The organism is Arthrobacter sp. Soil762, from assembly GCF_001428335.1.
Classification (GTDB): domain Bacteria; phylum Actinomycetota; class Actinomycetes; order Actinomycetales; family Micrococcaceae; genus Arthrobacter.
This window is the reverse complement of the sequence record NZ_LMSG01000001.1, coordinates 409,066-435,176: the sequence shown is the minus strand read 5'-3', so window position 1 is coordinate 435,176 and position 26,111 is coordinate 409,066. Positions and strand designations below refer to the sequence as shown.

Below are 26,111 nucleotides of genomic sequence, written 5' to 3'. Positions count from 1 at the left end.
TGGTGCGCGCCGGAACCTCAGTCGATGTCCTCGACCACCACGCCGAAGGGGATGCTGTCATCGAGGTGGGCCTGGTGGCCGGTAGGACCCGCGTTGTAGGTAACCCGGACACCATGGGATTTGTCGGCAGCGGACTGCTGCAGAACAGGCTTGACGGCAAGGATGAACCGCTCGCTCTTGTCGGCGAGAAACTCTTTGTAACTGGCTGGAAGCTCACTCATGGCAAAAGGATAGACCTGCAGAGCCGCGATGGGGAGGGGTCCCCATTGCGGCCGGGCCGGGAGGTGCTTGGATAGGATGGCGGACGGAGTGCAGCCGCACGGCAGCACACCCGGGCTAACATCCGTAGACCACCAGCCATCAGGGGGAAATCCATTGCTTCAGACCAGTGCGCCCGCACGAATCGAACCGGCGGAACTGGCCCGTGCACAGCAGGTGGTGGCGAACATTTCCCGCACCTTCGATGCCAAAGTGGTGGGCCAGGCACGGCTGCGTGAATCCCTGCTGGTGGGCCTGATGACCGGTGGGCACATCCTGCTGGAAAGCGTTCCGGGCCTGGCGAAGACCACCGCCGCCCAGACCGTGGCCGAAGCAGTCAGCGCAGAGTTCCGCCGGATCCAGTGCACGCCGGACCTGCTGCCCAGCGACATCGTGGGCACGCAGATCTACGACGCCGCCAAGGGCACCTTCGTCACCCAGCTGGGGCCGGTGCACGCCAACATCGTCCTGCTTGACGAGATCAACCGCTCCAGCGCCAAGACCCAGAGCGCCATGCTGGAGGCCATGCAGGAGCGGCAGACCTCCATCGGGGGAGAGGAATACCGGCTGCCGTCCCCGTTTATGGTGCTGGCCACCCAGAACCCCATCGAGCACGAAGGCACGTACCAGCTGCCGGAGGCGCAGATGGACCGCTTCATGCTCAAGGACGTGCTGGACTACCCCACGCCGGCCGAGGAAACGGAAATCATCCGCCGGATCGACGCCGGGGTCTTCAGCGCCGAACAGAAGCCGGCGGCCGCCGCCTCTTTGGACGCCGTCATCGGCGTGCAGGAGCTGGTGAAGCGGATCTATATCGACCCGGCCGTCATCAACTACATCGTGGGGCTGGTGTTTGTCACCCGGAACGCCGGGCAGTACATCGACCAGCGGCTCGCCGGCTTCATCGAGTTCGGCGCCAGCCCGCGCGCCAGCATTGCCTTCAGCCAGGCCACCCGGGCAGTGGCACTGATCAACGGCAGGGACCACGTGATCCCGGAGGACGTGAAGTCCCTCGCCCACCGAGTGCTCCGGCACCGCCTCATCCTGGGGTTCGACGCCGTTGCCGAGCAGGTGCCGGTGGAGACGATCATCGACGCGGTCGTAGCCTCCGTCCAGACTCCCTGAGCCAGCAGTGACCAGTCTCCTGCAGCGCGTGAAGTCGAAGATGGCCATCTTCGCCCACCGGAAAGCCCGCGGCATGCTCGACGGCGAATACGGATCCGTTTTCCGCGGCCGCAGCCTGGACTTTGATGACCTGCGCGCCTATATCCCCGGGGACGACGTCCGCGACATCGACTGGAAGGCTTCCGCCCGCTTCGGATCGCCGCTCATCAAGCGGTATGTCGCCATACGGCGCCAGACCGTCCTGCTGATTGCCGATACAGGACGGGGCATGGCTGCCGAGTCCCGCGACGGCGAAACCAAGAAGGACATCGCCGTGATGGCATTCGGTGTGGTGGGTTACCTGGCGCACCGGCACGGCGACGTAGTGGGCCTGGTCTGCGGAGACGCCAACGGGACCCGCTCCATTCCCGCCAAAGCCGGTGAGCCGCATCTGGAACGGCTCCTGCGCGAGGTTGACTCATCCACCTCCCTGGACTCTGGCCACAGCAGGATCGAGGGCCAGCTGGAATACGTGGCCCGCAACGTCAATGGCCGGTTCCTGCTGTTTGTGGTGTCCGACGAACATGCCGCCGGCCCCGACACCGAACAGCTGCTGCGCCGGCTGCGTGCCCAGCATGAGGTCCTCTGGCTCACCATCCGGGACGCTGACCTCGCCGGGGAAGGACACTCCGGCCAGGACGCCTTCAGCGTGGCAGACTCGTCGATGCTGCCAGCACAGCTGGCAGCATCCCCGGCAGTCGCGGCGGCCTATGCCAAGGCAACAGGGGAACGGGATGCGGCCCGGCAGGCCATGCTCCGCCGCGCCGGCATTACCCAAGGCCACGTGACCGGCAGCAGTGCGGTCATGACGGAACTCTTCGCCCTCCTGGAAAGGCACCGGCGTGCCGGCTGACCCGGGCATCTACGGACCCCTCCAGTACAGCCAGGCGTGGCTGTGGACCGGGCTCGCCCTACTGGCAGCGGTCCTGGGCTGGTACGCGTTCGTTTTCCTGAGCACGCGCAAACCGAAGGTGCCGGAGCAGGCGCCCCGGTTCGCGCCGCCGTCGGACCTTGCGGGCCTCAAGGTGGCCTACCTGCAAAAGATCGACGCCGTCACAGCCGACGCCGCCGCCGGGCTGCTGACCGCACGGGAGTCGCACCAGCAACTGAGCCTGCTGGTCCGCCGGTTCGCCCGCGACGTCACCGGCGTCGACGCCCCCAGGATGACCCTTGCGGAGCTGCACGGGCACCCGCTGCCCCCCGTGGCCGAGGCCGTCCGCAAGATTTACCCGGGCGAGTTCGGCCTGGAACCGCTGCCGCCGGTCGCGGAATCGGCCGCGACTGCCCGCCAGGCGGTGCGGCAATGGAACTGATGTTCTGGTGGCTGGTCCCTCCGGCGCTGGTCATCGCGGCCCTGGCAGGATTGCGCGCCTTCCGCCAGGACCGACACGCAAACGCTCGACGGCGGCCGGTGGCCAATGCGGACCGCCTCACGGCGTTGCCCGAATACCAGGGGGCCCTCCGGCGGCACCGCCGCTGGCTGGTTGTGGCCGCTCTCGCGGCCACAACCCTGCTGGTCTCTGCGGTGGCCGCGGCGGCGCGTCCAGTGGAACTGACCACCATCCAGCCGGAGCAGCGCAACCGGGACATCATGCTGTGCCTGGACACGTCGGGATCCATGAGCAGCGCCGATGCGGCTGTGGTGCAGGTGTTTGCCGAACTTGCGAAGGAGTTCGACGGCGAACGGATCGGCCTCACCGTCTTCGACAGCAGCGCCATCCAGGTCTTCCCGCTCACCGACGACTACGCGTACGTCCAGGAACAGCTCACGCTCGCCAAAGACGCGTTCGACGGAAACCCAGGCAGCGCGGGGTTCCTGGACGGTACCTGGAATGGCCGCGGATCGTCGCTGATCGGTGACGGCCTGGCGTCCTGTGTCAACGGGTTCCCGGACACCGCCGCGGATGCCCGCAGAGCGGAGACCGGCACCACGGAGACCGGCGGTCAGCGGCGCTCGCGGTCCATCGTCCTGGCAACGGACAACTACCTGTCCGGCGATCCCATCTTCACCCTGGAACAGGCGTCCGCCCTGGCCAAGGAGCGCGATGTGCGCGTTTATGCCCTGAACCCCGGGGACTTTGACTACGGACCCGGCCCCGGCCAGCCCGGAGCCAGGTTGCGCACAGCGGCCGAAGCCAGCGGTGGGGCGTACCACCAACTGGACAGCCCGGATGCCGTGGCGGACATCGTCCATTCCGTGCAGGAAAACGAAGCCACGGCAATGAAGGGCGCGCCCCGGGCCGTCGTCTCGGACCGGCCCGAGCTGCCGCTCGCGCTGGCACTCCTGTCCGGCCTGGTACTGGCGGGCGCGTCGTGGAGGCTCCGGCCATGACACTGCAACCGATCCTGCCCTGGTGGGTTATGGCCCCGCTCATCGCCGCAGTTGTGCTCTTTCTGGTTTGGCGACTGGTCCAGGCGACGCGGGAGCGCTCGGCCGGTATGCGCCGCGACTGGCTGTTCAGGAGCGCCCTGGTGCTGCTGCTCCTGGCCGCGGCGCTCCGGCCGGGTGTTCCCGGCGGAAGCTCCCAAGCCGCGGCGGCGGATGTCAACGTCTTTTTTGTGGTGGACACCAGCAGCAGCATCGCTGCCGAAGACTACGGCGACGGCTCGCCCCGGCTGGACGGGGTGCGGCAGGACATCATGGCCATCGCGGGTGAACTGGCCGGGGCCCGCTTTTCGCTCCTGACGTTCGACAGCAACGCCATTGTCCGGATGCCCCTCACCACCGACGCCACCGCCCTGGACACCAGCGTGTCCGTCCTGCAGCCGCAGGTCACGGCATTTTCGAAGGGCAGCAGCGTCACCGCTGCCGGGACCTTGCTGGCGGAGCGGCTGCGCGCCGCGCGGGACAGCCATCCCGAACGGCCGCGCCTGGTCTACTACCTGGGCGACGGGGAACAGACCAGCGCCAAGGCGCCGGCGGCGAGAAGGCTCGACGGCGGCCTGGTGGACGGCGGCGCGGTGCTCGGCTACGGCACGGCGGACGGCGGCCGGATGAAGGAAAACACGGGGCAGGGTTCGGGGCAGGGTTCGGGGCAGGACGCCGGCGCAGGCTACATCCAGGACCGGTCGTCCGGAACCGGCAAGGATGCCATATCGGTCATCGACGAAGGCCGCCTGCAGGGGATTGCCGGTCAGCTGGGGGTGCCCTACGTCCACCGTTCGGCCGGTGACCCGGTGGCGCCGATGATGCAGGCCGCTGATCCAGGGGACTTCCAACCGGCGCCAGCGGACGGCGTCGGTGGCGGACGGACGGAGCTGTACTGGCTCCTCGCCGCCGGGGCGTTCCTGCTGGCACTCCGCGAAACCGTCCTGGTGCTGCGCCAGTGGCTGCAGCTCCGGCCCGGAGCGGGAGTTCGAACATGACGCGGCCATCGCCCACGCCGGCACCCCAGGAACCCGCACCCCAGGAACCGGCACCCCAGGAACCGGCACCCCAGGAACCGGCACCCCAGGAACCGGCACCCCAGGAACCGGCACCGCCGGTAACCTCAGGGGACCGGCGGGAGCGCCGCCGTCGGCTGGTGTGGTGGTCTGCGCTGCCCGCACTCCTGGTCCTCTGCCTGTCCGCCAAGTTGCTCAGCGTGGGCATTCTCGCCGACACTGCTGCCCAATCCTTCGCGGCCGGGGACTCCGGAGGAGTGGCGGATGCTGCCGCCGGACTACGGACCGCCAATTTCATCGAACCGCACAAGGCGCCGTTCGCCGAGGGTGACGGCCTGTTCCTCGCCGGGGACTTCGCTGCCGCCCGCCAACGCTTCGAGGAAGCACTGTCCCTGGCGGGCACGGCCGACGAGTGCGTCATCCGGGTCAACCTGGCCCTCACCATCGAACGCCTCGGTGACGCCGCGGCCAAAACAGAAGATCCGACGGCGGCGGCCCGGCTGTTCGCCGAAGGCGTTGCGGTAGTGGAGGCTGCTCCGGAGGGCTGCTTTGCCTCCGGCGCGGATGCCGGCGCGGATGCCAGCGCCGAATCCGGCGCGGGGGAGCAACTGAAACAGGCGGCGGAGCGCCTCCAGCAAAAGGCCGATGCAGCGGCTGCGGACAACACCACCCCGCAACCGCCGGAAGGGCCTGGGCAGGAAGAGCCTCCGGCGGATCCGGGCCAGCAGAGCCAGCTTGAGCAGCTCAGGGACAGCGCCAGGGAAGCCCAAAGCGAGCGGAATTCCGGGCAGGAGCGGGACGAGTACCTCCGGGACGACGGCTTCGGGCCGGGTGTTGACCGGCCCTGGTAACAGGCCAAGGCAGCGGCGGGTCTGCAGTATGCCCCGATAAAACCGTTGACCAATATGGCGAAGAAAATTCTGCACCAATGCGAAACACGCCGTAAAGCTGCGTCTTAATTCGGCGGCGGACTTGAAGGGTGCCCCGCGGGCTCCTAGAGTTCTATACAAGTTACCCAGGTAACGTGTCAGCGATCCTCCGATTCTGGAGGGTGTGGGTGCCCCCATGTGGGCCTGACATTTGCTCACGGACAACTTCATTACAGGCGTAACAGTCGCGGCTGCGTCCCTGTGGAGTTTTCCGTGTTCCCAAACTCAAATTCATTCCCGGCTTCACCGTCACATTTGCTGACCGGTAGCCGGCAATGGCCCAAAGCCAAGGACGCAAATGTCACCGCCAAGCCTTATTGAAACGCATCCGAACCTCACCGAGACTGCCCCCGTGGCGCTCTCGTACGAGCTCTTCCCGCCCCGCTCGCCGGCCGCGGCCGAGTCGCTCTGGACCACCATCCGGGAACTGGAAACCACCGAGCCGGACTATGTCTCCGTTACTTACGGTGCCAGTGGCTCGAACCGGGACACCGCCGTCGAACTCATCAACAGGCTCCTCCTGGAAACCACGCTCCGGCCCCTCGCCCACCTCACCTGCGTGGGCAACACGCCGGAGGAACTGGCGGAGATCATCGGCGACCTCCTGGACACCGGCGTCCGCGGCATCCTGGCCCTCCGGGGCGACCAGCCCAAGGACGGTGCACCACTCGCCGCAGGGTCACTGCGGTATGCGCAGGACCTGATCGAACTCATCCGGCGGGTTGAACAGCGGCGGTCGGCCCTGCTGTGTGCAGGCAAGATCGCCGTGGGCGTCGCCGCGTACCCCACCCGGCACCCGGAATCACCCAGTGAAGCCCACGACGTCGAGGTGCTGCTCGCCAAGCAGCGCTCCGGCGCCGACTTTGCCATCACCCAGGTCTTCTTCCATACCGAGCAGTACGCGAACCTCATCAGCCGCGCACGCCGGGCCGGGGTCACCATCCCCATCATCCCTGGCGTTATGCCACTCACCAGCCTGCGCCGGGTCACACGGCTCGGCGAACTGACCGGCGTTGAACCGGCACCGGAACTCCTGGCCCGCCTGGCCGCCGCGGACAGCGACGGCGAACGACTCCGGATCGGTGTCCGGGCCACGGTGGACCTGGCCAACGCGGCCCTCGAAGCCGGTGCGCCGGGCATCCACATCTACACCTTCAACGAACACCAGAGCGCGCTGGAGGTGCTGGACAAACTGGCACTTCCGCGCCAGTCCCGTTCAGTTGGCCGCCGCAGCGCCACCCTCCGGCGCCAGCTCGCCAGCTGACCTTCCAACATCCGCCAGACCATTCACAGTTTCCACTAACACTCAAGGAATCTCCCATGACTGAACAGAACACCCCCGCCACTCCGTTCCCGGCCGCGTCACTCCTCGGCTACCCGCGCATCGGCCGCCGCCGCGAGCTCAAAAAGGCCATCGAAGCCTACTGGGCCGGCAAGATCGACGCTGCTGCCCTGGACGCCGCCGCCAAGGGCATCCAGCTGACCATCGCCAAGCGCCTGCAGGAACTGGGCCTCACCGAAGCCGCCGCTGTTCCGGGAACGTTCTCCTACTACGACCAGGTCCTGGACGCCACCGCCCACCTCGGCGCTGTCCCGGCCCGCTTCGGCAAGCTCCTCAACGCCGAAGGCCAGCTGGACATCGACGGCTACTTCACCCTGGCCCGCGGCACCAAGGACCAGCAGCCGCTGGAAATGACCAAGTGGTTCGACACGAACTACCACTACCTCGTTCCGGAGATCGGCCCGGAGACCGAGTTCACCCTCGCCTCCAACCGCATCGTTGAGGAATTCGAGTTTGCCCTGGCCAACGGCATCGAGACCCGCCCGTACATCGTTGGCCCGGTCACCTACCTGCTGCTCTCCAAGGCTTCGGATGAAGCCCCCGCAGGCTTCGCTCCGCTGTCCCGCCTCGAAGACGTCCTGCCGGTCTACGTGCAGCTGCTCGAGAAGCTCGCCGCCGCAGGCGCCAGCTGGATCCAGCTGGACGAGCCCGCCCTGGTTGTTGACCAGGACACCCCGGCCGCCGAAATCGAAGCAGCCGTTGCCCGCGCTTACGAAGTCCTCTCCGGTGCGGCCAAGCGCCCGCAGATCCTTGTCTCCACCCCGTACGGCGCCCTCGATGGCCAGCTGGGCACACTTGCCGCCACCAACATCGACGCCCTGCACATCGACACCTTCAAGGGCGCGGTCCCGTCCGCAGCGGCCCTGGCCGGCCTCGGCAACAAGACCCTGGTTGCCGGCGTCGTGGACGGCCACAACATCTGGCGCAACGACCTCGCCGTCGCCGCCGCCAAGCTGGACGAACTGAAGGCTGCCGCCGGCCGGATCGCCGTCAGCACCTCCACCTCCACCCAGCACGTCCCGCACGACGTCACCGAAGAAAGCCAGCTCTCCGAGGAGCTGCGCAGCTGGCTCGCGTTCGCCGACCAGAAAGCCGTGGAAGTCAAAACCCTCGCGTCCTACCTGGCCGACCCGGCATCCGCCAAGGCAGCCATCGACGAGGCATCCGCAGTCATCGCAGCCCGCGCCATCGCCGAAGGCGTCCGCCGCGACGACGTCCGGGCCCGCACCGAGGCCCTGACCGCAGCGGACTTCAACCGCTCCGCCTACGCAGTCCGCGAAGCCGCCCAGGAAAAGGCTCTGCACCTCCCGCCGCTGCCCACCACCACCATCGGGTCCTTCCCGCAGACGTCCGAGATCCGCTCGGCGCGTGCCCGCAACAACAAGGGCGACCTCACCAACGAGCAGTACGAGCAGCTCATGAAGGACGAGATCAAGCGCGTCGTTGAGCTGCAGGAAGAGCTCGGCTACGACGTCCTGGTGCACGGCGAGCCTGAGCGCAACGACATGGTCCAGTACTTCGCCGAGAACCTCGAAGGCTTCGACGTCACGGTCCACGGCTGGGTCCAGTCCTACGGCTCGCGCTGCACCCGCCCGTCCATCCTCTGGGGCGACGTCACCCGCAGCGCCCCCATCACGGTGGCCTGGGCTGAGTACGCCCAGTCGCTGACCAGCAAGCCGATGAAGGGCATGCTCACCGGTCCGGTCACCATCCTGGCCTGGTCCTTCGTCCGCGACGACCAGCCGCTGGGCGAGACCGCCAACCAGGTTGGCCTGGCCCTCCGCGACGAAATCGCGGACCTTGAGGCTGCCGGCATCAAGGTCATCCAGGTGGACGAGCCCGCACTGCGCGAACTCCTGCCGCTGCGCAAGGCCGACCACGCCACCTACCTGAAGTGGTCAGTGGATTCCTTCCGCCTGGCCACCGCCGGTGCGGCCGACGCCACGCAGATCCACACCCACCTCTGCTACTCGGAGTTCGGCGTGATCATCGACGCCATTGACGGCCTCGACGCAGACGTCACGTCCATCGAAGCGGCACGGTCGCGCATGGAGGTTGTCCATGACCTCGAGTCCCACGGCTTCGGCCGCGGCGTTGGTCCGGGCGTCTACGACATCCACTCGCCGCGTGTTCCGGGCGAAGCGGAGGTCACGGAACTCCTGGCCACCGCCGTCAAGCACGTCCCGTCCCGCCAGCTCTGGGTCAACCCGGACTGCGGCCTGAAGACCCGCGGCTACGCCGAGACCGAAGAGTCCCTGCGCAACCTGGTCAGGGCCACCAAGACGGTCCGCGCCGGCCTGCTGCAGTCCGCGAAGTAACAACGGTCTGACTAAGAGAGCTCGCAGAGGCTTAAGGGCTAGTGCGGCCTGCCGCGCTGGCTCTTGAGAAGCGAGCGAACGGGCGGCCGGTCACCGAAAGGTGACCGGCCGCCGTCGTGCTTTAATCATCGATTGCTGCGTAGCGGCCCTTTTCAAGGCTCAAAAGGGCCTGGGCCCACGCCGGCAGGGTTCCCTAGCCGAGCTTGCGAGGCTAGGGGCCGGTGGGGAGGAGCAATCGATTCAGGACTCCCAGAGGATTTCGTCGTCCACCACGCCGTCTTCGTCGGCGGCTACCACCAGGACCTCGTCCGTGAAGTGTGAGCCCAAGGTGAAGTCCATGACGAAGTAGCGCTCGGGCTGGCCGGGGAAGATGCCCACGTGGCCGAGTTTGAGGGCTTTGAGGAAGACGTCGTTGGTGAGCTGGCTGCGTTCCTCCACGCCGAAGACTTTCTGCAGGTGCTCGTCCTTGAGGGCGCTGCAGTGGAAGTGGAGGTACTCCTGGGGGCTGGTGCCTTCCTGCTCCAGTTCCTCCGCGATCATCTGCCGCACCTCATCCACCAGCTCGGGGAGGAACCGCAGCCGGTAGTCCACCTTGTGCATGGCCGCTTCGTCAAAGTGGTCGTGTGCGTTGATGTTCAGGTCGAGTTCCAGTACCTGGCCACCCAGCTCATGTTTGGCGGCGATGTTGTGATCCCTGCCGTGGTTGAGCTCGATTTCTCCAAAGTGCTGGCTCGCTACCCTGTTCATACCTTCAACATAGACCCCAAGTGCCGCGCTTTCCAGCATTCCGGGCTAATTGCCTGAGGACCCCGCAGCAGCCATGGTCTCGGCGAGCAGGTCCACAAACAGCTGCACCCGGGCGGTCTTCTTCTCGTTGATGAGCAGGGCAAACACGTTCCGGGCCAGCCGGATCTCGGGAACGTCCAGCACTACAACGCCGGCCGGCCGGTTCCGCAATGCGAGCTCGGGCACCAGCGCCGCGCCCAGTCCGGCGGCCGCCATTTCGAGGCTGGCATGGAAGTCGTCGCTGTGGGCCACCACGCGCGGATGCAGGTTGCAGCTGGCAAAGAGCCGTTCGATCACCACGGCGTCGGGGCTCCCGGGGTGGTGCATGATCCAGGGCAGCTCGGACAGATGGTCAGCGGCCACCTTGGCGTCCGTGCGGAAACCCCAGCCCGCGGGGAGCACCACGCGGAAGTTGTCATCGCCGATCCACTGCCGGTTAATGGTGTGCGGCCAGGCGAGCCCGGACTGGCCCACTTGGAAAACGAGCGCCACATCCAGCTCTCCGCCGGTGCGCAGTCCCTGGATGGTCTGGGCCGGTTCGGCCACCGTTACTTTGAGATCGATGCCCAGGTCCTTCCACGCCGGATTCTTCAGGATGCGCGGGAGGACGTAGGTTGCCAAGCTGGGGAAGATTCCCAGCCGCAGCTCCTGGCTGGTGCTGCTGTGTGTCTTCGAGGCCGCCGCCATGAGGGCTTCGATGTCCGTCAGCACCTTCGCGGCGTGCCGGGTCATCACTACCGCCGCTTCCGTGGCGACCACGCTGCGGGCAGAACGCTGGAACAGGACCACGCCCGTCTCGCGTTCCAGGGCGGACATCTGTTGCGAGACAGCCGACGCCGTGTAGCCCAGGCGTGCCGCTGCGGCCGCGAACGAGCCCAGCCGGGTGACTTCCAGGAGGGTCTTCAGATGTACGGGATTTACCAACGCTGTCCTTCGGTCAGGGCCGCCTTGGCACTGCGGTGTGCCGGGGATGGAACGCCCGCTTCATTCTGGCACAAAGATTTGCGGCAAACTCAGTCATCCACCGGCCCCGCGGTGTCGAACTGCCCCTAGAGAGTTTGCACCGAGCAAGCGCACATGCAGTCCGAGCAGGGGAGCAGAACAGTGTCTTTGGCAGGGAACTCGACCTTCAAGCCGCAGGGACGGCGCATCGCGGTCGTGGGCAGCGGAGTGGCCGGCCTGACGGCCGCGTATGTCCTGAACCGGCAGGACAACGTCACCCTTTTCGAGGCGGACAGCAGGCTGGGCGGCCACGCCCACACCCACAATGTCGCGCAGCCCGATGGATCCGTCCTCGGCATCGACACCGGCTTTATCGTCCACAACGAGCGGACCTATCCCACCCTGCTGCGGCTGTTCGCCGAGCTGGGGGTGGAGACGCAGGACTCCGAAATGAGCATGTCCGTCCGCTGTGACGGCTGCGGCCTGGAGTACGCCGGGGCCCGTGGGGGCGGCCGCGGCATCATCGCCCGCCCGTCCAGCCTGCTGCGCGGGCGCTACCTGCTGATGCTGCTGGAGGTCATGCGCTTCTACCGCAGGGCCCGCGCTCTGATTGAGTCAGCTCCAGCGCCCGACGCCGGCCCTGGTGCGGGCGGCGCGGAGCTGACCCTCGGTGACTTCCTGGCAAAGGAACGCTTCAGCAAGTACTTCATCTCCCATTTCATGACGCCGGTGGTCAGCGCGGTGTGGTCGTGCGATCCCACCACGGCACTGTCCTATCCGGCGCGCTACCTTTTCACGTTCCTGGGCCACCACGGCATGCTGGGCGTCAAGGGTTCGCCGCAGTGGCGGACCGTCACCGGCGGTTCGGGGCAGTACGTGGAGAAACTCGCCGCGACGCTCCCGGACATCAGGCTTAGCAGTCCGGTCACCGCTATCCGGCGCCACGCCCTCGGCGTGGAAGTGGACACCGATCACGGAGTGGAGGATTTCGAGGCCGTGGTCATTGCCACGCACCCGGCCCAGGCCCTGGGGTTCCTCGCGGACGCCACCCCGGCCGAAAAGGAAGCCCTGGGGCAGATGCCGTACTCCGTCAACCACACCGTTTTCCACCGGGACCCGGCCGTCCTGCCCGCCGCGGACAATGCCAGTGCGTCCTGGAACTACCGTCTCCCGGACTGCGAAGCCCGCCCGGACAAGGTCCTGGTCAGCTACGACCTCACCCGGTTGCAGCGCCTGGAGCCGGGTGATGGCCTGCCGTACCTGGTGAGCCTGGGGGAGTCCGAGCTCATCGCGGAGGACCGGGTGCTGGAACATTTGGTCTACGAACACCCCCAGTACACCCCCGAATCTTTGCGGGCACAGCAGCGCATTGCGGCCCTGAGTGACGACCGCATCGCCTACGCCGGCGCCTACCTGGGCTGGGGGTTCCATGAGGACGGCGCCCTGGCCGGTGTCCGTGCCGCCGCGAGCCTGGGACGCACCTGGGATAAGCCCGCCACTCAGGCACGCGAGCCCGAACTGCTCCCAGCCTCGGAGGGCGCATGAGCTCGACGGCAGCCATCTACCGCACGTCCATTTCGCACGTGCGCCAGACGCCGCTGAAGAATGCGTTCACCTACCGGAGCTACAGCTGGTTTGTGGACGTGGACCGGCTCCCGGTTCTGCCCCGGCTCATGCGGCCGCTGGCTGTCTTCCGGGCCGCCGACCACCTGGGTGATCCCGACGCCACCATCCGCAGCAACGTGGAACGGTTCCTGCGGACCCGGGGGACAGAGCCCGACGGCGGGGCCATCCGGATGCTGACCAGCGCCCGGGTTTTCGGCCACGTCTTCAACCCGCTCACCCTCTTCTGGTGCTACCGGATGTCCGGGGAGCTGCAGTGCGTCATTGCCGAGGTCCACAACACCTACGGCGAACGCCACTGCTACCTGCTGGAAACGGATCCTTCCGGCCGGGCCCGCGTGCCCAAGGCCTTCTACGTGTCTCCGTTCAATGACGTTGACGGGCAGTACCGGATGAAGCTGCCCGCACCGGAGCAGCGGCTGTCCGTCTCCATCGTCCTGGAGCGGGAAGGACAGCGGCCGTTCGCAGCGACCATGGACGGGGACCGTCGCCCGGCCACCGTCGGGAACATCCTGGCAGCGGCCGTTGCCGTCCCGGCCGCGCCGCTGCTGGTATCCGCGCTGATCCGGATCCAGGGCATCAAACTCTGGGCTCGACGCCTGCCAGTCATCAAAAAACCACATCACCCCCCACAGGAGGCAGTCCAATGACCATGACCGATGAAAACGGAACAGCCGCGACTGCGGAGGTTTCCGCCGCGAAGTCAGCCGCACGGCACCCGGTGACAGGGAATCCTGCTGCCGGGGTACCGGTGTCGCCGGCCACCATCGATCCGGAAGTGTGGCCCGGTGTTGCCCACGCGCCGTCGGGCACTAAAGCGCTGGTGGCGGGCAAAGCCGCCGGCCTGCTGTTCAAGGCGGCCGTACGGCGGCTGCCCCTGCGTGTTGCCTACCCGGACGGTTCGGTGCTGGGCACCGGCGGCCCGGACGCACCGGTGATGACCATGCTCAGGCCGGCAGCGTTCGAAGTGCGGATCGGTGACAACGGCCTGATCGGGCTGGGCGAGTCCTTTATGGCGGGGGACTGGGAAGCATCAGACCTCGCCGGGGTGCTGGAGGTCTTCGCCGCTTCCGTGGACACGCTGATCCCCGCACCGCTGCAGAGGCTGCGGACCCTGTACCTGCCGCGGACGCCGCGGCAGGAACGCAACGAAGAGCACAACACGCGCAGCAACATCTCGCGGCACTACGACCTCTCCAACGAGCTCTTCTCCAACTTCCTGGACACCACCATGAGTTACTCCTCGGCGCTCTTCCCGCTAAGCGACGGTGCACTGGATTCGGTCCCGTGGGACGCCTTGGCGGAAGCCCAGCAGGCCAAGATCGACAGGCTGCTGGACAAGGCCGGCGTCGGATCCGGCACGCGGCTGCTGGAGATCGGCACCGGCTGGGGTGAGCTGGCCCTCCGGGCAGCAGCCCGCGGTGCCACCGTCTACAGCGTGACGCTCTCCAGTGAGCAGCGGGCGCTGGCGCAGGAACGGATTGCAGCCGCCGGCTACGCAGACCAGGTGACCGTGGCGCTCCAGGACTACCGCGCCGTGGAAGGCGAGTTCGATGCCGTTGTGTCAGTGGAAATGGTCGAGGCGGTTGGCTATGAGTACTGGCCCATCTACTTCCAGACCATCGACCGCGTGCTGGCCCCGGGCGGGAAGGTGGCCATCCAGGCCATCACCATGCCGCACGGCCGCATGCTGGCCACGCGCAACGCGTACACCTGGGTGCACAAGTACATCTTCCCCGGCGGCTTCCTGCCATCCGTGCGGGCCATCGAAAGTGTGACCCAGCAGCACACCACACTCCGGGTGCGGGAGCGGATGGGCCTGGGCGATCACTACGCCGCGACCCTCCGCCTCTGGGAGGAACAGTTCATCGCGCGCTCGCAGGAGGTGGGCGGGCTGGGGTTCGACGCCGTTTTCCAGCGGATGTGGCTGTTCTACCTGTGCTATTCACGGGCGGGTTTCCAGTCCGGCTACCTGGACGTGCAGCAGATTGTCCTGGACCGCCGGGAGGCTCAGCTGTAGCTGGTTAGGTTCATCACGTCGCAGGGGCCCCGAAGGTTTCTTCAGGGCCCCTTTTGCGTGCCCGGCACTAGATGTGGTGGTCCGCCCACTAGGCGCGACACGCCGCCAAACACGCGACACGCTGGGGGTTAATTGTGGCTAAGTACTCCACAGGGTGTGGATTTCGTCCGCAAAAATGGCGGGATTCCGGACATTTTGAGGGCGCTTGCCTGTGGATTAAAAGTGCATTAAATGACATACTTGTAATACATCATCTTGGGGTTCCGAAGAGCCGTCTGCACTACATGTAGTATCGACGTACAGCTTGGGCAGGACAAAGACGAGCGAAGATTTCGATAAAGGGGACAGGGACAATGACCGTTACGGTTTACACCAAACCTGCGTGTGTACAGTGCAACGCAACCTACCGTGCGCTGGACAAAAAGGGCATCACTTACCAGAGCGTTGACATCTCCCAGGACGCCGAGGCCCTTGAGCGCCTGAAGGCGCTGGGCTACATGCAGGCACCTGTTGTAGTCACGGACCAGGACCACTGGTCAGGCTTCCGCCCGGACAAGATCGAGGAACTGGCACTGTCTGCCGTTTCCTCCGTGGCCTAAGGCCCTACACTTTCGCCAGCCGGCAACTTTCAATCCGCACACATGAGGTGACTCCCGTGTCAGCACTGGCAGTAGCCAGGGCCCAGGTGGCCCCGTTGGCGCCTGTCACCACACAGAGCCAGCTCATCTACTTTTCCTCCACCTCCGAGAACACCAGCCGCTTTGTCGCGAAGCTCGGATGTGAGCTGGCACGGATCCCGCTCCATGCAAAGGATGCACCCCTTCTCGCCACCCGGCCTTACGTCCTGGTAGTGCCGACGTACGGGGGCACCGGGGGAGAGGGCTCCGTGCCCAAGCAGGTGATCCGCTTTCTGAACGACCCGCAGAACAGGCAACTGATCCGTGGGGTTATCGGTGCAGGCAACACAAACTTCGGGGACAACTACTGCATGGCCGCGGACATTATTGCCGCCAAGTGCAACGTCCCCCGGCTTTACAGATTTGAACTAATGGGCACGCCAGAAGACGTCGCCCGAGTACACAATGGATTGGACACGTTTTGGACACGACTGTCGCAGACACAGAAGTAACCAGGGCCGAAGGCCAGGGCGCCCGCGCAGGCGCCGCCGTCGAAAAGCCCGAGATGCCGGCCGCCTATAAGGGGCTGGGCTATCACGAGCTCAACGCCATGCTGAACCTGTACGGTCCGAACGGCGAGATCCAGTTCGAGGCCGACCGCGAGGCTGCACACCAGTACTTCCTGCAGCACGTGAACAACAACACCGTTTTTTTCCATGACCTGGAAGAGAAGCTCGACTACCTGGTGAAAAACCAGTACTACGAGCGCGAAACCCTCGACCAGTACACGATGAACTTCATCCGCGAGCTCTACAACCGCGCGTACAAGAAGAAGTTCCGCTTCGAGACCTTCCTGGGCGCGTTCAAGTTCTACACGTCCTACACGCTGAAGACGTTCGACGGCAATCGATTCCTGGAGCGCTACGAGGACCGCGTCTGCATGGTGGCCCTCCACCTGGCCCGCGGCGACGAGAAGCTCGCCCTGCAGATGGTGGACGAGATCATCGAAGGCCGCTTCCAGCCGGCCACGCCCACGTTCCTGAACGCCGGCAAGAAGCAGCGCGGCGAGCTGGTCTCCTGCTTCCTGCTCCGCATCGAAGACAACATGGAATCGATCGGCCGGTCCATCAACTCGGCGCTGCAGCTGTCCAAGCGCGGCGGCGGTGTGGCGTTCGCGCTGACCAACATCCGCGAAGTGGGCGCCCCGATCAAGCAGATCGAGAACCAGTCCTCCGGCGTCATCCCCGTGATGAAGCTCCTCGAGGACAGCTTCTCCTACGCCAACCAGCTCGGTGCCCGCCAGGGTGCCGGCGCCGTCTACCTGCACGCGCACCACCCGGACATCTACCGCTTCCTGGACACCAAGCGCGAGAACGCGGATGAGAAGATCCGCATCAAGACCCTCTCGCTGGGCGTTGTCATCCCGGACATCACGTTCGAGCTGGCCAAAAAGGACGAGGACATGTACCTGTTCTCCCCGTACGACGTCGAGCGCGTCTACGGCATGCCGTTCTCCGACGTCTCGGTCACCGAGAAGTACTACGAGATGGTGGACGATTCCCGGATCAAGAAGACCAAGATCAAGGCGCGCGAGTTCTTCCAGACCCTCGCCGAGATCCAGTTCGAATCCGGCTACCCGTACATCATGTTCGAGGACACCGTGAACCGGGAAAACCCGATCGACGGCAAAATCATCATGTCCAACCTGTGCTCGGAGATCCTCCAGGTTTCGCAGCCCACCACGTACCACGATGACCTGTCCTACGACCAGACCGGCAAGGACATCTCCTGCAACCTGGGTTCGCTGAACATCGCCAAGGCCATGGACAGCCCGGACTTCGGCCTGACCATCGAGACGGCCATCCGGTCCCTCTCGGCGGTCTCGGACATGTCCAACATCACCTCCGTGCCGTCCATCGCCCGCGGCAACGACCAGTCCCACGCCATCGGCCTGGGCCAGATGAACCTGCACGGCTACCTGGCCCGCGAGCGGGTCCACTACGGTTCCGAAGAGGGCCTGGACTTCACCAACATCTACTTCTACTCGGTGGTGTACCACGCGGTCCGCGCCTCCAACCTGCTGTCCATCCAGACCGGACAGACCTTCGGCGGCTTCGAGAAGTCCAAGTACGCCTCGGGCGAGTTCTTCGACAAGTACACGGAGCAGGAGTGGGTGCCGCAGACCGAGAAGGTTGCGGAGCTGTTCAAGAACATCCACATCCCCACCCAGGATGACTGGCGTGAGCTGAAGGCTTCCGTCATGGAACACGGCATCTACAACCAGAACCTGCAGGCTGTGCCGCCGACGGGCTCGATCTCCTACATCAACAACTCCACCTCCTCGATCCACCCGGTGGCGTCCAAGATCGAGATCCGCAAGGAAGGCAAGCTGGGCCGCGTGTACTACCCGGCGCCGTACCTGACGAACGACAACCTGGAGTACTACCAGGACGCGTACGAGCTCGGCTACGAGAAGGTCATCGACACCTACGCCGCAGCCACCCAGCACGTGGACCAGGGCCTGTCCCTGACGCTGTTCTTCAAGGACACCGCCACCACGCGCGACATCAACCGGGCCCAGATCTACGCCTGGAAGAAGGGCATCAAGACCATCTACTACATCCGTCTCCGCCAGCTCGCGCTGGAGGGAACCGAAGTGGACGGCTGCGTCAGTTGCATGCTTTAATCTTCAACTAAATCTGGACAGTACGACGGCGGGCGCCCGCCCGCCGTCGTACGCTTAACTTCAAAGAACAACCCAACTTTTAGGGGATGACATGACCGAGAAGGTCAAGCTGCTTAGCCACGTCGAAGCGATCAACTGGAACCGCATCCAGGACGACAAGGACGTAGACGTCTGGAACCGCCTGGTCAACAACTTCTGGCTGCCGGAGAAGATCCCGCTGTCCAACGACGTCCAGTCGTGGGCCACGCTGACCCCGGACGAGCAGCAGCTCACCATGCGCGTGTTCACCGGTCTGACGCTGCTGGACACCATCCAGGGCACCGTCGGCGCCGTGTCGTTGATTCCGGACGCGATCACCCCGCACGAGGAAGCCGTCTACACGAACATTGCGTTCATGGAGTCCGTGCACGCCAAGAGCTACTCCTCGATCTTCTCCACGCTGGCCTCCACCAAGGAGATCGACGAGGCCTTCCGCTGGTCCACCGAGAACGTGAACCTTCAGAAGAAGGCCCAGATCGTCATGGACTACTACCAGGGCGACGATCCGCTGAAGCGCAAGGTGGCCTCCACGCTGCTGGAGTCCTTCCTGTTCTACTCGGGCTTCTACCTGCCCATGTACTGGTCCTCACGGGCCAAGCTGACGAACACGGCCGACCTGATCCGTTTGATCATCCGCGACGAAGCCGTCCACGGCTACTACATCGGCTACAAGTTCCAGAAGGGCCTTGAGGGCCTGTCCGAGGAGCGCAAGCAGGAGATCAAGGACTACACGTTCGAACTGCTCTTCGAGCTGTATGAGAACGAGGTCCAGTACACGCACGACCTCTACGACTCCGTCGGCCTCGCCGAGGACGTCAAGAAGTTCCTGCACTACAACGCTAACAAGGCACTGATGAACTTGGGCTACGAGGCCATGTTCCCGGCTTCCGTCACCGACGTGAACCCGGCCATCCTCTCGGCCCTGTCCCCGAACGCCGACGAGAACCACGACTTCTTCTCCGGGTCCGGTTCGTCGTACGTCATTGGTAAGGCTGTCAATACTGAGGATGATGACTGGGACTTCTAGGACAAAAACAGGCAATTTCCAGGACCTGACAACAAGGGACACCGCACGCTTTGTGCGGTGCCCCTTGTGCGTTGGGGGCAGATCGAGTGGATCCGGTGCCCGGGACAGGCGGTGGCGCAGCGGAGCCCACGGGACGGTGGAGGCCCGGCAGGTTCGTCCGGCAGCTCATCTTGCGCTGAGGTACGCCCGAAGGCAGTCTTCTCCCGCCGATGGCGGCATCTGAACATAGTCCACGGTCCCCCGCGAGGCGGTGGACGTTGGTGCACAAGGCCCAGAGTATTGTCCCTCGCCGGCCCGCGGCCCCAGTGAAGGGGGCCAGTGGGGCGGTTCCCAGTCCTGGTGTTCGCTTTTGTATTTGCGCCCTGATGGTGACACCCAGCCGGGCGGCTCATTCTTTGTTGCCGGCGTCGGTTTCCAGCCGCTGGCGTGTTTGAGACTGTGGTGCCGGCGACATGGCTGTCCAAGGTTGCTGATCCCGGTGGTTCCGCCGTGATGCCAGGCCAGGAGGTGGTCTGCCTCGTTGTCCAGGGAATGGTTGCTGCAGCCGGGGAATGGGCATTTGCCGTCGCGCATCCGTAGCCAGTTCCGCATGGCCTTCGTGAGCCGGTAACTCGTGCGGCCGATTTCCAAAGGTGCCCCATCCCGCGGATCGACGAGCACCCGGTGGAACGAGTCAGCTCCGTTGGCCACCAGTTCCCTTGCCATGGAGGCTGGGATGGGTCCGTACCCGTCGAGCATCGACGGCTCCTCGGTCACCCCGAGCAGGGAGAAGATGGGGACGGTGATCAGGACCTCCGCCCGGGGCGTGGGGATATCGGCAAGACCGGGTGCCCCCGCCCTAGCCGCAGTCCCGATGCTGTTGCGGCAGCGGGTGCAGCCGCTGTCGCTTCGAAGGGCTGCCGTGGCGAAGACGTCTGCCCTCAGCTGCGTGAGCGTCCGGTCCTCCTCGGGACCCTGCAGGCCCCGCGCGATGGCGGTAATGCGGTTCCAGATCGCAGCCGCCTGGTCCGCGGGCAGGTAGGCGGACATCCGCGCCATGCCGTCCTGCTCCGGAGTATATTCCAGGCACCTGTCCTCGACGCCCTTAGCGTGGCGTTTTTCGATGCTGTCCGGGTGGTGGCGTTCCCGCCAGGTCCGGGCCTTCCGCCGGAACCTGTAGGCGGGCATCTCGCCGGCCGGGCAACCGCAGGCAGGACTGGGCGCGTCAGCTTCGAGGAAGTGGGCTTCCAGTGCCTTGGCTGCGTCGCGGTCAAGGGTGGCGGTTTCGTCCACGATCACCCTGGCGTGCTGCCACGAAACCGTTCCCGCCTGAAGGGCTGCCAGGGTGCGTGGCAGAGATGTTGCCAGAGCGCAGGATTGCTCCAGCAGCGCGCCTGCGGCCCGGCCGCCGATGGCCAGTACGCAGCCCACTTCGGCAGCAATTGCCATTTCCTGCGCCTGGACAGGCATGTCCGGAGGTACCGCCGACCGCGCCGAGTCCGCATATGTAGCGGCTGCCTCCGCCTTCAATGCCGCGATCCGAGCCTCAGCCCGTGCGATCCCGGCAAGGATGTCCAAGCATCCGTCAGCAACGACAGCCAGAGGGTCGGAGTCCGAGGGCGACCCGCAATCAGATTCAGCCACCTCGTCGCGAAGCATGGCAACAGCGGCGTCTATCGCCTCAAACGCCTTTGCCACCGCTTCGCTTGCCATGTACTCATTATGGAAAGGAGGTCTGACATTTTGCGTGGGCGCAATCTCGCTGCTGGGCCAAGATCCCCGGCTATCCAAAAAGACTTGCGTTACGCGGCCGACTGGGCGCGGCGGTGATCCGATGACGAGCAAATCATTTACAGGACATAAATCGAGGAGCGCAGCTTGGTCGTACATCGTCGCGTACGGTCCAGTCGGTCAGGCCGTCCACGGCCATTACATCGGCTTAAAGTTCCCGAAGGGCTTCGAAGGCCTCTCTGAGGGGCGCAAGCAGGAGATTGAGAAGTGGAACTTCTAGTTTCTTGGGTATATGTACATCTGAAACTCAGAGATGTACATTTGCTGCATGTCGACCATCAACATCACGGACGCGCGATCACACTTGCCGGAGCTCATCGAAAGGGCCGAGTCTGAGCCGGTATTTATTGAACGCCGCGGACATCGGGCAGCGGTTCTACTATCGCCAGAGCGATATGAGCAGATGCTTGCTGCTTTGGAAGAAGTCGAGGACATTGCGGCGTTCGATGCAGCAATGGCGGAAGAAGGCGAGAACATTCCCTGGGTACAAGTGAAGGCGGATCTGGGCTGGGCATGAGCCCCTACCGGATTGAGCTAAGACCTGCGGCCATCCGCGCACTTAAGAAAATTCACCCCGAGGACAAAGAACGCATTCAAGGTGCGATCGCGCTCCTCGGCCAAGACCCGCGGCCGCCCAAAGCAATTGCCTTGAGCGGCCGTCCGGGTTACCGGGTCCGTGTAGGTGACTATCGGATCATCTACACGATCCAGGACGACGTTTTGCTCGTGGTTCTTGTCACCGTAGGGCATCGACGCGACGTCTACGATAAGTAACCGTCCACCTTTCCTCCCGGTCAGGACATCGATGGCCGCTGTCGGTTTGCCCTTTCCACGCCCCGGATGATGAGTTCCCCGGCTAGTCCCAACCCAATAAGGGCCGCTGATGCAGGAAGCGGCGCGGATCCAGATCCCGGGGTAACCGGAACTTCAGCGGGACGCCGGGGGAGTCCTGTCGGCTACAGCCGGCAGGGCTCCTTCAGCATGAATCACGGGCGGCTTTCCTTCATCGCCGCTTCGAATGCCGGCAAGCTGCGTTCGATCATGTCCTCGTTGGCTGTCAGGGAGAGCCGGAAGAAGCCAGGCGTCTCGAACAGCACGCCCGGCAACACGAAGACGTCCCGGCGGGCAAGTGACGTGGCGAACGCCTCGTCGTCCGAAATGGGGGACGTGACATACAGGTAGAACGTGCCCTCCGGCCCCCGGACGAGGTACTCCATGCCGCCGCGCACATCGACGAGACGGTCCCGGCGCCGCTGCAACTGGCCGACGTCGATGGTGAACTTCTCCAGTTCGGGAAGCGCGTGCTGCAGCAGGGCGTTCGGATACACCCAGCCCATCGCCACCTGCAGGCCCGTGATAGCCGGCTCCATCTCATCCCGCTGCGGCATGGTGGGCGGCAACGCCAGGTAGCCGACGCGCTCGCCTGGGGAGAGATGGGTCTTGCCGTAGGAGTAGGCCAGGAGCGTGTGCGGGTAGAACTCCACAGGGCTGTGGAACCGCAAGCCGTCGAAAACGATCCGGTTGTAGGCCTCGTCCGAGATGAGGTAAATCCGCCGTCCAATCCTCGCCGAGGCCGCCTCCAGCAATTCGGCCAGCCTGACCAGCAATTCGGGGGGATAAATCCGCCCCGTGGGATTGTTGGGCGAGTTGACGATCACTGCCCGGGTGCGTTCCGTGATGGCGGCCTCGATCGCGTCGAGGTCAAGGTCGAACGTGGTTGTGTTGATTTTCACCTTCACCGGTACGAGCCCGGCTTCAAGGATCAGCGGCTCGTATAGGAACCAGGGCGGCAGGCTGTAAATGATCTCGTCGCCGGGATCGGCGACGGTCTTCAGCGCAAGGGCGATGGCAGCGAAGCCACCGGTGGTGAGGTAGATATCCTCCGTCCGGAAGGGCACATCCAGCAGCCTGTGAAGGGATTGAGCGGCTGCTTCCCGGGCGGCCTCGCCGTTGGTCTGGTAGGCGAACCACTGATCATTCTGAGGAGCCAGCGCGTCCCGCAGCGTATTGACGTAGCGGTCGGCCGGCATCTGGTGCGGATTGCCGAAGGTGAAGTCGCAGCCCGGCACCTGCCCGTACCCGCGGGCACTGTACTCCCGGATGTAGGCGTTAACCCGCTGAAAGGAGGGGATCGACGCCAGCCGTGCAGCGCGATCAGATACTGCGGAGGTTGTCTGGGATGTGGGTGTCGGATCGTTCATGTCAGCGCTCCTGTGCAGGGCAGCCCGGCGGGGCGGCAGTCGGATGGGCAGCGCGCTGCCGAGCCAGCGGAGGCTGTTGTAAGAGCCATTGTTGACTCGACGACGCGTTGGAGTAAAGACTCCGCGATAATGGCCCGAACTAGGGAGTGCCTCCCGTACCGGTTATTGCCCTGGGTATAGGGTCGGGTGCTATGGCGCTGCGACTTGTTCAGGTGAATTTCAAGGCTCGGGATGACTCGGCCCTCGGCCGGTTTTGGGCGGAGGCGCTCGGCTGGGGTGTTTCCAGCGAGGGACCCGGTGTGACCAATGTTGAGCCCGTGGGCTTCGCCTGGCCGGACCCTGCCGCTGTCTGCGTCGATGTCGTCACGGTCCCGGACCCCGAGACAGTGAAGTACCGCGCGCACCTCGATTTAGCCACCACTTCTGAGGCCCATCACGCGGAGCTGGTCGCGCGGCTGTTGGAGCTCGGTGCCACGCCCGCGGATGTGGGCCAGGGTGATGTGCCGTGGACGGTCCTGGCCGACCCGGAGGGCAATGTGTTCTGTGTGCTGGAGCCGCGACCGATCTACCGGGACACCGGGCCGATCGCCACGGTGGTGGTCAACTGCGCGGATCCGCGGGCCATGGCCCGGTTCTGGGGTGAGGCTACGGACTGGACCCTGCACGAGGTGAATGACGATCATGCGAGGCTGCGTTCTGCCAAGGGTGTCGGGCCGTATCTGGAATTACTTCGCACCTCTGGCGTGGAGACTGTGTGGAACCGTGTCCATCTCGACCTGATGCCGTATCCGGGTGATGATCAAGCGGCAGAAGTGGCCAGGCTTCGGGCGCTGGGCGCCACTGACGCCGACGTCGGCCAGGGCGATGTGTCATGGGTGTGCCTCGCCGACCCGGAGGGCAACGAGTTCTGCATCCTCACTCCGGGCTGACGCAGAGCCTTACATAGTGATTCCGGCTAATTCACCGGATCTCCTTGTGAAAAATCCTGCGAAAGCTCGGCTTCAATTTCGCTGATGCTGGGCAGCGTGGCAGCGAATTCTTCAGGCAAGGACGCCACAATCTCGGATTCCCATTCGGCGATACCGATCGGTTTCGAGAAGCCCCGCAGAGAGTACTCGGCCACGACATTGTTCTTCGTTTTGCACAGCAGCAGTCCGATGGTCGGCTCGTCGTCAGCATGACCCAGGAGGTCGTCAACAGCGGACATGTACATGTTGATCTGGCCGAGATACTCCGGCTTGAAGGCGGTGGCTTTCAACTCCACCACGACGAAGCAACGGAGCTTGAAGTTATAGAAGAGCAGATCGGCGAAAAACTCGTCGTCGCCGATAGTCAACCGGACTTGCCGGCCGACAAAGGCAAACCCTTGGCCGAGTTCCAACAGGAACTTTTCGACGTGCACCACGAGCTGCCCCTCAAGCTCACGCTCATTCCGCTTGCCTGTCATGGACACGAAGTCGAAGACGTATGGGTCCTTGAATGATTGCTGGGCAAGATCCGAGTCCGACGGCGGCAATGTCGCTTTGAAGTTGGTGATCGCCTTGCCGGAGCGTTCGTGGAGTTTCGTCTCGATATGGTGTGCCATTACGTTACGAGACCAGCCATTCTCGACGGCGGCAGCTGCGTACCAGAGCCGTGTTTCGGGGTCGTTGAGCTTATGGATCAGCGCGAGGTGGTGGTACCAGGGCAATTGTGCAAGCGGCGCTTGCACAATTGCCTCGGTTGGCCATGTTTCAGCGAAGGCCCGCATGTATTTCAGGTTTCGCGGCGAGAATCCGGTTGCTTCGGGAAACTGCCGCTTGAGATCAACTGAGAGCCGGTCGACGATTCGGGCGCCCCAGCCTTCGAGACTTTGGCGTTCCAGAATGTCCCGCCCGATCGCCAGATAACTGTGCAGCATTTCCTGGTTCGCAGCGGCGATCGCCTTGGAACGGCCAGCCCTGACTTTGCCCGTGACGGACGCCAGCAAGTCCGGGTACCAATCCGGCATGCTGGACGCCGTGGGCGCTGATTCAAACGATGCTGCTGTGGACATGTGGAGGAGCGGTCCCTTCGTGGCGGTCATGTCCCCTGAACCTATCTGCGGGCTCTGACATTCACCGCCGTCGGCCGCCTTTCACCGAACCGCAGGCGCCATTTCCGTCTGATGCGCGCACAATGATAGGGACAGGCAGGGCCTGGCCGGCCCTGGTTTCCGGAGTCGAGGACGGTCACTGTGAGAGCGATTCAGGCGAAGGCCACAGTGCTGCTGATGGCGGCGCTCCTTGTGGGCGGTTGCGGCTCCGGCGCCGGAAGTCCCGCGGCGTCCCCCGGGCCGGGGACAGCGACGACGGGAGCGGTCACCCCTGGAGCGCCTGTTATCACCATCAAGGACTTCGAGTATGGCGCGCCGCTGACCGTCGCGCCGGGCGCCCTTGTCACGGTCACCAACATGGATTCAGCGGGCCATACCGTCACCGCAGACCAGGGCCAGGCATTTGACGTGGATGTGCGGGGAAGCGGCGGCACGGCCACGTTCACGGCGCCCTCGGCAACCGGGTCCTACCCCTACTTCTGCACCTATCACCCCAATATGCGCGGGACGCTGATAGTCAAATGAACATGGCACTGAGGGTACTGACGGCACTGGCATTGTTCATCGATGCCGGGGTCCATATTTATCTGGCCCCCGGCTACTAGGCGGCTTCGCCTGGCGGAATCGGACAAGGCAACTTGTTCTATCTCGAATCGGCTGCGGCAGTGCTGACGGCGCTGTGGGTTCTGTTCCGAGAAAGCAGAGCCTCTTTTGCCCTGGCCTTGGTGGTGGCGCTGAGCGCATTCGTGGCCGTGGTGTTGTACCGGTATGTGGATATCCCGGCCTTTGGACCCTTCCCCGCGATGTATGAGCCGGTGTGGTTTTTTGAGAAGTCGCTCAGCGCGGTCGCAGAAGGAGTGGGAGCACTCCTGGCCGCTGTGGGCCTGGTGCGTACCGCCCCCAAGCGACGGTCCGTGAGCAGATAGTGGGC

General features: G+C 64.7%; 26 protein-coding genes. 20 read left to right on the top strand and 6 right to left on the bottom strand.

Going from position 1 to position 26,111, the window contains the following annotated elements:
• Positions 1-17: 17 nt before the first annotated feature.
• Entirely contained in the window at positions 18-221 is a 204-nt protein-coding gene (locus ASG77_RS02015) for a hypothetical protein (RefSeq protein WP_056341538.1), read from the bottom strand.
• Positions 222-375: 154 nt separating this feature from the next.
• Here ASG77_RS02015 and ASG77_RS02010 point away from each other — a divergent pair, with 154 nt between their 5' ends.
• From ASG77_RS02010 to metE, 8 genes are all read left to right on the top strand, one after another.
• The gene (locus ASG77_RS02010; protein ID WP_056340504.1) at positions 376-1,383 is read left to right on the top strand and encodes an AAA family ATPase; all 1,008 of its coding nucleotides are present in this window, start codon (positions 376-378) and stop codon (positions 1,381-1,383) included.
• 7 nt (positions 1,384-1,390) lie between these two features.
• A complete protein-coding gene (locus tag ASG77_RS02005; protein WP_056340501.1) occupies positions 1,391-2,275 on the top strand; it encodes a DUF58 domain-containing protein in 885 nt (294 codons plus the stop codon).
• On the top strand, positions 2,265-2,735 hold the full coding sequence (locus ASG77_RS02000; protein ID WP_056340498.1) for a hypothetical protein: 471 nt from the start codon (positions 2,265-2,267) through the stop codon (positions 2,733-2,735). Before ASG77_RS02005 ends, ASG77_RS02000 begins: the two co-directional genes overlap by 11 nt.
• Positions 2,726-3,754 (top strand): vWA domain-containing protein, encoded by a 1,029-nt coding sequence (locus tag ASG77_RS01995; RefSeq protein WP_056340496.1) that lies wholly within the window; start codon positions 2,726-2,728, stop codon positions 3,752-3,754. Before ASG77_RS02000 ends, ASG77_RS01995 begins: the two co-directional genes overlap by 10 nt.
• Positions 3,751-4,788, top strand: a complete 1,038-nt coding sequence (locus ASG77_RS01990; protein WP_200950611.1) for a vWA domain-containing protein — start codon at positions 3,751-3,753, stop codon at positions 4,786-4,788. Before ASG77_RS01995 ends, ASG77_RS01990 begins: the two co-directional genes overlap by 4 nt.
• Positions 4,785-5,657: a hypothetical protein gene (locus ASG77_RS01985; RefSeq protein WP_235564240.1), complete on the top strand. Its 873-nt coding sequence runs from the start codon at positions 4,785-4,787 to the stop codon at positions 5,655-5,657. The genes ASG77_RS01990 and ASG77_RS01985 overlap by 4 nt, the downstream gene beginning before the upstream one ends.
• 376 nt (positions 5,658-6,033) lie before the next feature.
• The gene (locus tag ASG77_RS01980) at positions 6,034-6,999 is read left to right on the top strand and encodes a methylenetetrahydrofolate reductase (protein ID WP_056340489.1); all 966 of its coding nucleotides are present in this window, start codon (positions 6,034-6,036) and stop codon (positions 6,997-6,999) included.
• A 56-nt stretch (positions 7,000-7,055) separates the two neighbouring features.
• Positions 7,056-9,395: a 5-methyltetrahydropteroyltriglutamate--homocysteine S-methyltransferase gene (metE, locus tag ASG77_RS01975; protein ID WP_056340487.1), complete on the top strand. Its 2,340-nt coding sequence runs from the start codon at positions 7,056-7,058 to the stop codon at positions 9,393-9,395.
• Positions 9,396-9,635: 240 nt separating this feature from the next.
• Here the strand turns inward: metE and ASG77_RS01970 are convergent, their stop codons facing one another.
• A complete protein-coding gene (locus tag ASG77_RS01970; RefSeq protein ID WP_056341533.1) occupies positions 9,636-10,142 on the bottom strand; it encodes a DUF2004 domain-containing protein in 507 nt (168 codons plus the stop codon).
• A gap of 45 nt (positions 10,143-10,187) precedes the next feature.
• The gene (locus tag ASG77_RS01965; protein ID WP_056340483.1) at positions 10,188-11,105 is read right to left on the bottom strand and encodes a LysR family transcriptional regulator; all 918 of its coding nucleotides are present in this window, start codon (positions 11,103-11,105) and stop codon (positions 10,188-10,190) included.
• A gap of 180 nt (positions 11,106-11,285) precedes the next feature.
• Between ASG77_RS01965 and ASG77_RS01960 the strand changes: the two genes are divergently transcribed.
• The 7 genes from ASG77_RS01960 (at position 11,286) to nrdF (ending at position 19,135) form a co-directional block, all read left to right on the top strand.
• Positions 11,286-12,668 (top strand): NAD(P)/FAD-dependent oxidoreductase, encoded by a 1,383-nt coding sequence (locus tag ASG77_RS01960; protein WP_235564238.1) that lies wholly within the window; start codon positions 11,286-11,288, stop codon positions 12,666-12,668.
• The gene (locus ASG77_RS01955; RefSeq protein WP_056340477.1) at positions 12,665-13,396 is read left to right on the top strand and encodes a DUF1365 domain-containing protein; all 732 of its coding nucleotides are present in this window, start codon (positions 12,665-12,667) and stop codon (positions 13,394-13,396) included. The genes ASG77_RS01960 and ASG77_RS01955 overlap by 4 nt, the downstream gene beginning before the upstream one ends.
• Entirely contained in the window at positions 13,393-14,766 is a 1,374-nt protein-coding gene (locus ASG77_RS01950) for a class I SAM-dependent methyltransferase (RefSeq protein ID WP_082575778.1), read from the top strand. Before ASG77_RS01955 ends, ASG77_RS01950 begins: the two co-directional genes overlap by 4 nt.
• Before the next feature lie 353 nt (positions 14,767-15,119).
• Complete coding sequence (nrdH, locus tag ASG77_RS01945) at positions 15,120-15,365, top strand: glutaredoxin-like protein NrdH (RefSeq protein ID WP_013601222.1); 246 nt, start codon at positions 15,120-15,122, stop codon at positions 15,363-15,365.
• 56 nt (positions 15,366-15,421) lie between these two features.
• Positions 15,422-15,895: a class Ib ribonucleoside-diphosphate reductase assembly flavoprotein NrdI gene (gene nrdI / locus ASG77_RS01940; RefSeq protein ID WP_200950610.1), complete on the top strand. Its 474-nt coding sequence runs from the start codon at positions 15,422-15,424 to the stop codon at positions 15,893-15,895.
• Between the two features lie 53 nt (positions 15,896-15,948).
• Positions 15,949-18,069, top strand: a complete 2,121-nt coding sequence (gene nrdE, locus ASG77_RS01935; RefSeq protein WP_056341526.1) for a class 1b ribonucleoside-diphosphate reductase subunit alpha — start codon at positions 15,949-15,951, stop codon at positions 18,067-18,069.
• A gap of 91 nt (positions 18,070-18,160) precedes the next feature.
• Positions 18,161-19,135 (top strand): class 1b ribonucleoside-diphosphate reductase subunit beta, encoded by a 975-nt coding sequence (gene nrdF, locus ASG77_RS01930; protein WP_024368367.1) that lies wholly within the window; start codon positions 18,161-18,163, stop codon positions 19,133-19,135.
• 165 nt (positions 19,136-19,300) lie between these two features.
• On the opposite strand, the gene ASG77_RS01925 is transcribed toward nrdF, so the two are convergent.
• The gene (locus tag ASG77_RS01925) at positions 19,301-20,827 is read right to left on the bottom strand and encodes an HNH endonuclease signature motif containing protein (RefSeq protein WP_056340470.1); all 1,527 of its coding nucleotides are present in this window, start codon (positions 20,825-20,827) and stop codon (positions 19,301-19,303) included.
• Between the two features lie 346 nt (positions 20,828-21,173).
• On the opposite strand from ASG77_RS01925, the gene ASG77_RS01915 reads away from it, so the two are divergent.
• Together ASG77_RS01915 and ASG77_RS01910 are read left to right on the top strand one after the other, a co-directional pair.
• A complete protein-coding gene (locus ASG77_RS01915) occupies positions 21,174-21,422 on the top strand; it encodes a type II toxin-antitoxin system Phd/YefM family antitoxin (RefSeq protein WP_056341524.1) in 249 nt (82 codons plus the stop codon).
• On the top strand, positions 21,419-21,679 hold the full coding sequence (locus ASG77_RS01910; protein ID WP_056340464.1) for a type II toxin-antitoxin system RelE family toxin: 261 nt from the start codon (positions 21,419-21,421) through the stop codon (positions 21,677-21,679). Before ASG77_RS01915 ends, ASG77_RS01910 begins: the two co-directional genes overlap by 4 nt.
• A 212-nt stretch (positions 21,680-21,891) precedes the next feature.
• On the opposite strand, the gene ASG77_RS01905 is transcribed toward ASG77_RS01910, so the two are convergent.
• A complete protein-coding gene (locus tag ASG77_RS01905) occupies positions 21,892-23,106 on the bottom strand; it encodes an aminotransferase class I/II-fold pyridoxal phosphate-dependent enzyme (protein WP_056340460.1) in 1,215 nt (404 codons plus the stop codon).
• A gap of 191 nt (positions 23,107-23,297) precedes the next feature.
• On the opposite strand from ASG77_RS01905, the gene ASG77_RS01900 reads away from it, so the two are divergent.
• A complete protein-coding gene (locus tag ASG77_RS01900; protein WP_056340458.1) occupies positions 23,298-24,035 on the top strand; it encodes a VOC family protein in 738 nt (245 codons plus the stop codon).
• A 26-nt stretch (positions 24,036-24,061) separates the two neighbouring features.
• On the opposite strand, the gene ASG77_RS01895 is transcribed toward ASG77_RS01900, so the two are convergent.
• A complete protein-coding gene (locus ASG77_RS01895) occupies positions 24,062-25,141 on the bottom strand; it encodes a PDDEXK nuclease domain-containing protein (protein ID WP_056341522.1) in 1,080 nt (359 codons plus the stop codon).
• A gap of 180 nt (positions 25,142-25,321) precedes the next feature.
• Between ASG77_RS01895 and ASG77_RS01890 the strand changes: the two genes are divergently transcribed.
• Both ASG77_RS01890 and ASG77_RS01885 read left to right on the top strand, forming a co-directional pair.
• Positions 25,322-25,705, top strand: coding sequence for a cupredoxin domain-containing protein (locus tag ASG77_RS01890; RefSeq protein WP_200950607.1), 384 nt, complete (start codon positions 25,322-25,324; stop codon positions 25,703-25,705).
• A 113-nt stretch (positions 25,706-25,818) separates the two neighbouring features.
• Positions 25,819-26,106 carry a hypothetical protein gene (locus tag ASG77_RS01885; protein WP_235564237.1) on the top strand — a complete coding sequence of 96 codons (288 nt, stop codon included), beginning with the start codon at positions 25,819-25,821 and terminating at the stop codon, positions 26,104-26,106.
• Positions 26,107-26,111 lie beyond the last annotated feature (5 nt).

Bases quoted from the DNA above. Each gene is read 5' to 3' on its own strand.
- nrdE (WP_056341526.1), top strand. From the start codon at position 15,949: ATGCCGGCCGCCTATAAGGGGCTGGGCTATCACGAGCTCAACGCCATG.
- ASG77_RS01970 (WP_056341533.1), bottom strand. From the start codon at position 10,142: ATGAACAGGGTAGCGAGCCAGCACTTTGGAGAAATCGAGCTCAACCAC.
- ASG77_RS01915 (WP_056341524.1), top strand. From the start codon at position 21,174: ATGTCGACCATCAACATCACGGACGCGCGATCACACTTGCCGGAGCTC.
- ASG77_RS01980 (WP_056340489.1), top strand. From the start codon at position 6,034: ATGTCACCGCCAAGCCTTATTGAAACGCATCCGAACCTCACCGAGACT.
- ASG77_RS02015 (WP_056341538.1), bottom strand. From the start codon at position 221: ATGAGTGAGCTTCCAGCCAGTTACAAAGAGTTTCTCGCCGACAAGAGC.
- ASG77_RS01905 (WP_056340460.1), bottom strand. From the start codon at position 23,106: ATGAACGATCCGACACCCACATCCCAGACAACCTCCGCAGTATCTGAT.
- ASG77_RS01900 (WP_056340458.1), top strand. From the start codon at position 23,298: ATGGCGCTGCGACTTGTTCAGGTGAATTTCAAGGCTCGGGATGACTCG.
- ASG77_RS01990 (WP_200950611.1), top strand. From the start codon at position 3,751: ATGACACTGCAACCGATCCTGCCCTGGTGGGTTATGGCCCCGCTCATC.
- ASG77_RS01955 (WP_056340477.1), top strand. From the start codon at position 12,665: ATGAGCTCGACGGCAGCCATCTACCGCACGTCCATTTCGCACGTGCGC.
- ASG77_RS01910 (WP_056340464.1), top strand. From the start codon at position 21,419: ATGAGCCCCTACCGGATTGAGCTAAGACCTGCGGCCATCCGCGCACTT.
- ASG77_RS01985 (WP_235564240.1), top strand. From the start codon at position 4,785: ATGACGCGGCCATCGCCCACGCCGGCACCCCAGGAACCCGCACCCCAG.
- nrdH (WP_013601222.1), top strand. From the start codon at position 15,120: ATGACCGTTACGGTTTACACCAAACCTGCGTGTGTACAGTGCAACGCA.
- ASG77_RS01925 (WP_056340470.1), bottom strand. From the start codon at position 20,827: ATGGCAAGCGAAGCGGTGGCAAAGGCGTTTGAGGCGATAGACGCCGCT.
- ASG77_RS01995 (WP_056340496.1), top strand. From the start codon at position 2,726: ATGGAACTGATGTTCTGGTGGCTGGTCCCTCCGGCGCTGGTCATCGCG.
- ASG77_RS01950 (WP_082575778.1), top strand. From the start codon at position 13,393: ATGACCATGACCGATGAAAACGGAACAGCCGCGACTGCGGAGGTTTCC.
- ASG77_RS01895 (WP_056341522.1), bottom strand. From the start codon at position 25,141: ATGTCCACAGCAGCATCGTTTGAATCAGCGCCCACGGCGTCCAGCATG.
- metE (WP_056340487.1), top strand. From the start codon at position 7,056: ATGACTGAACAGAACACCCCCGCCACTCCGTTCCCGGCCGCGTCACTC.
- nrdF (WP_024368367.1), top strand. From the start codon at position 18,161: ATGACCGAGAAGGTCAAGCTGCTTAGCCACGTCGAAGCGATCAACTGG.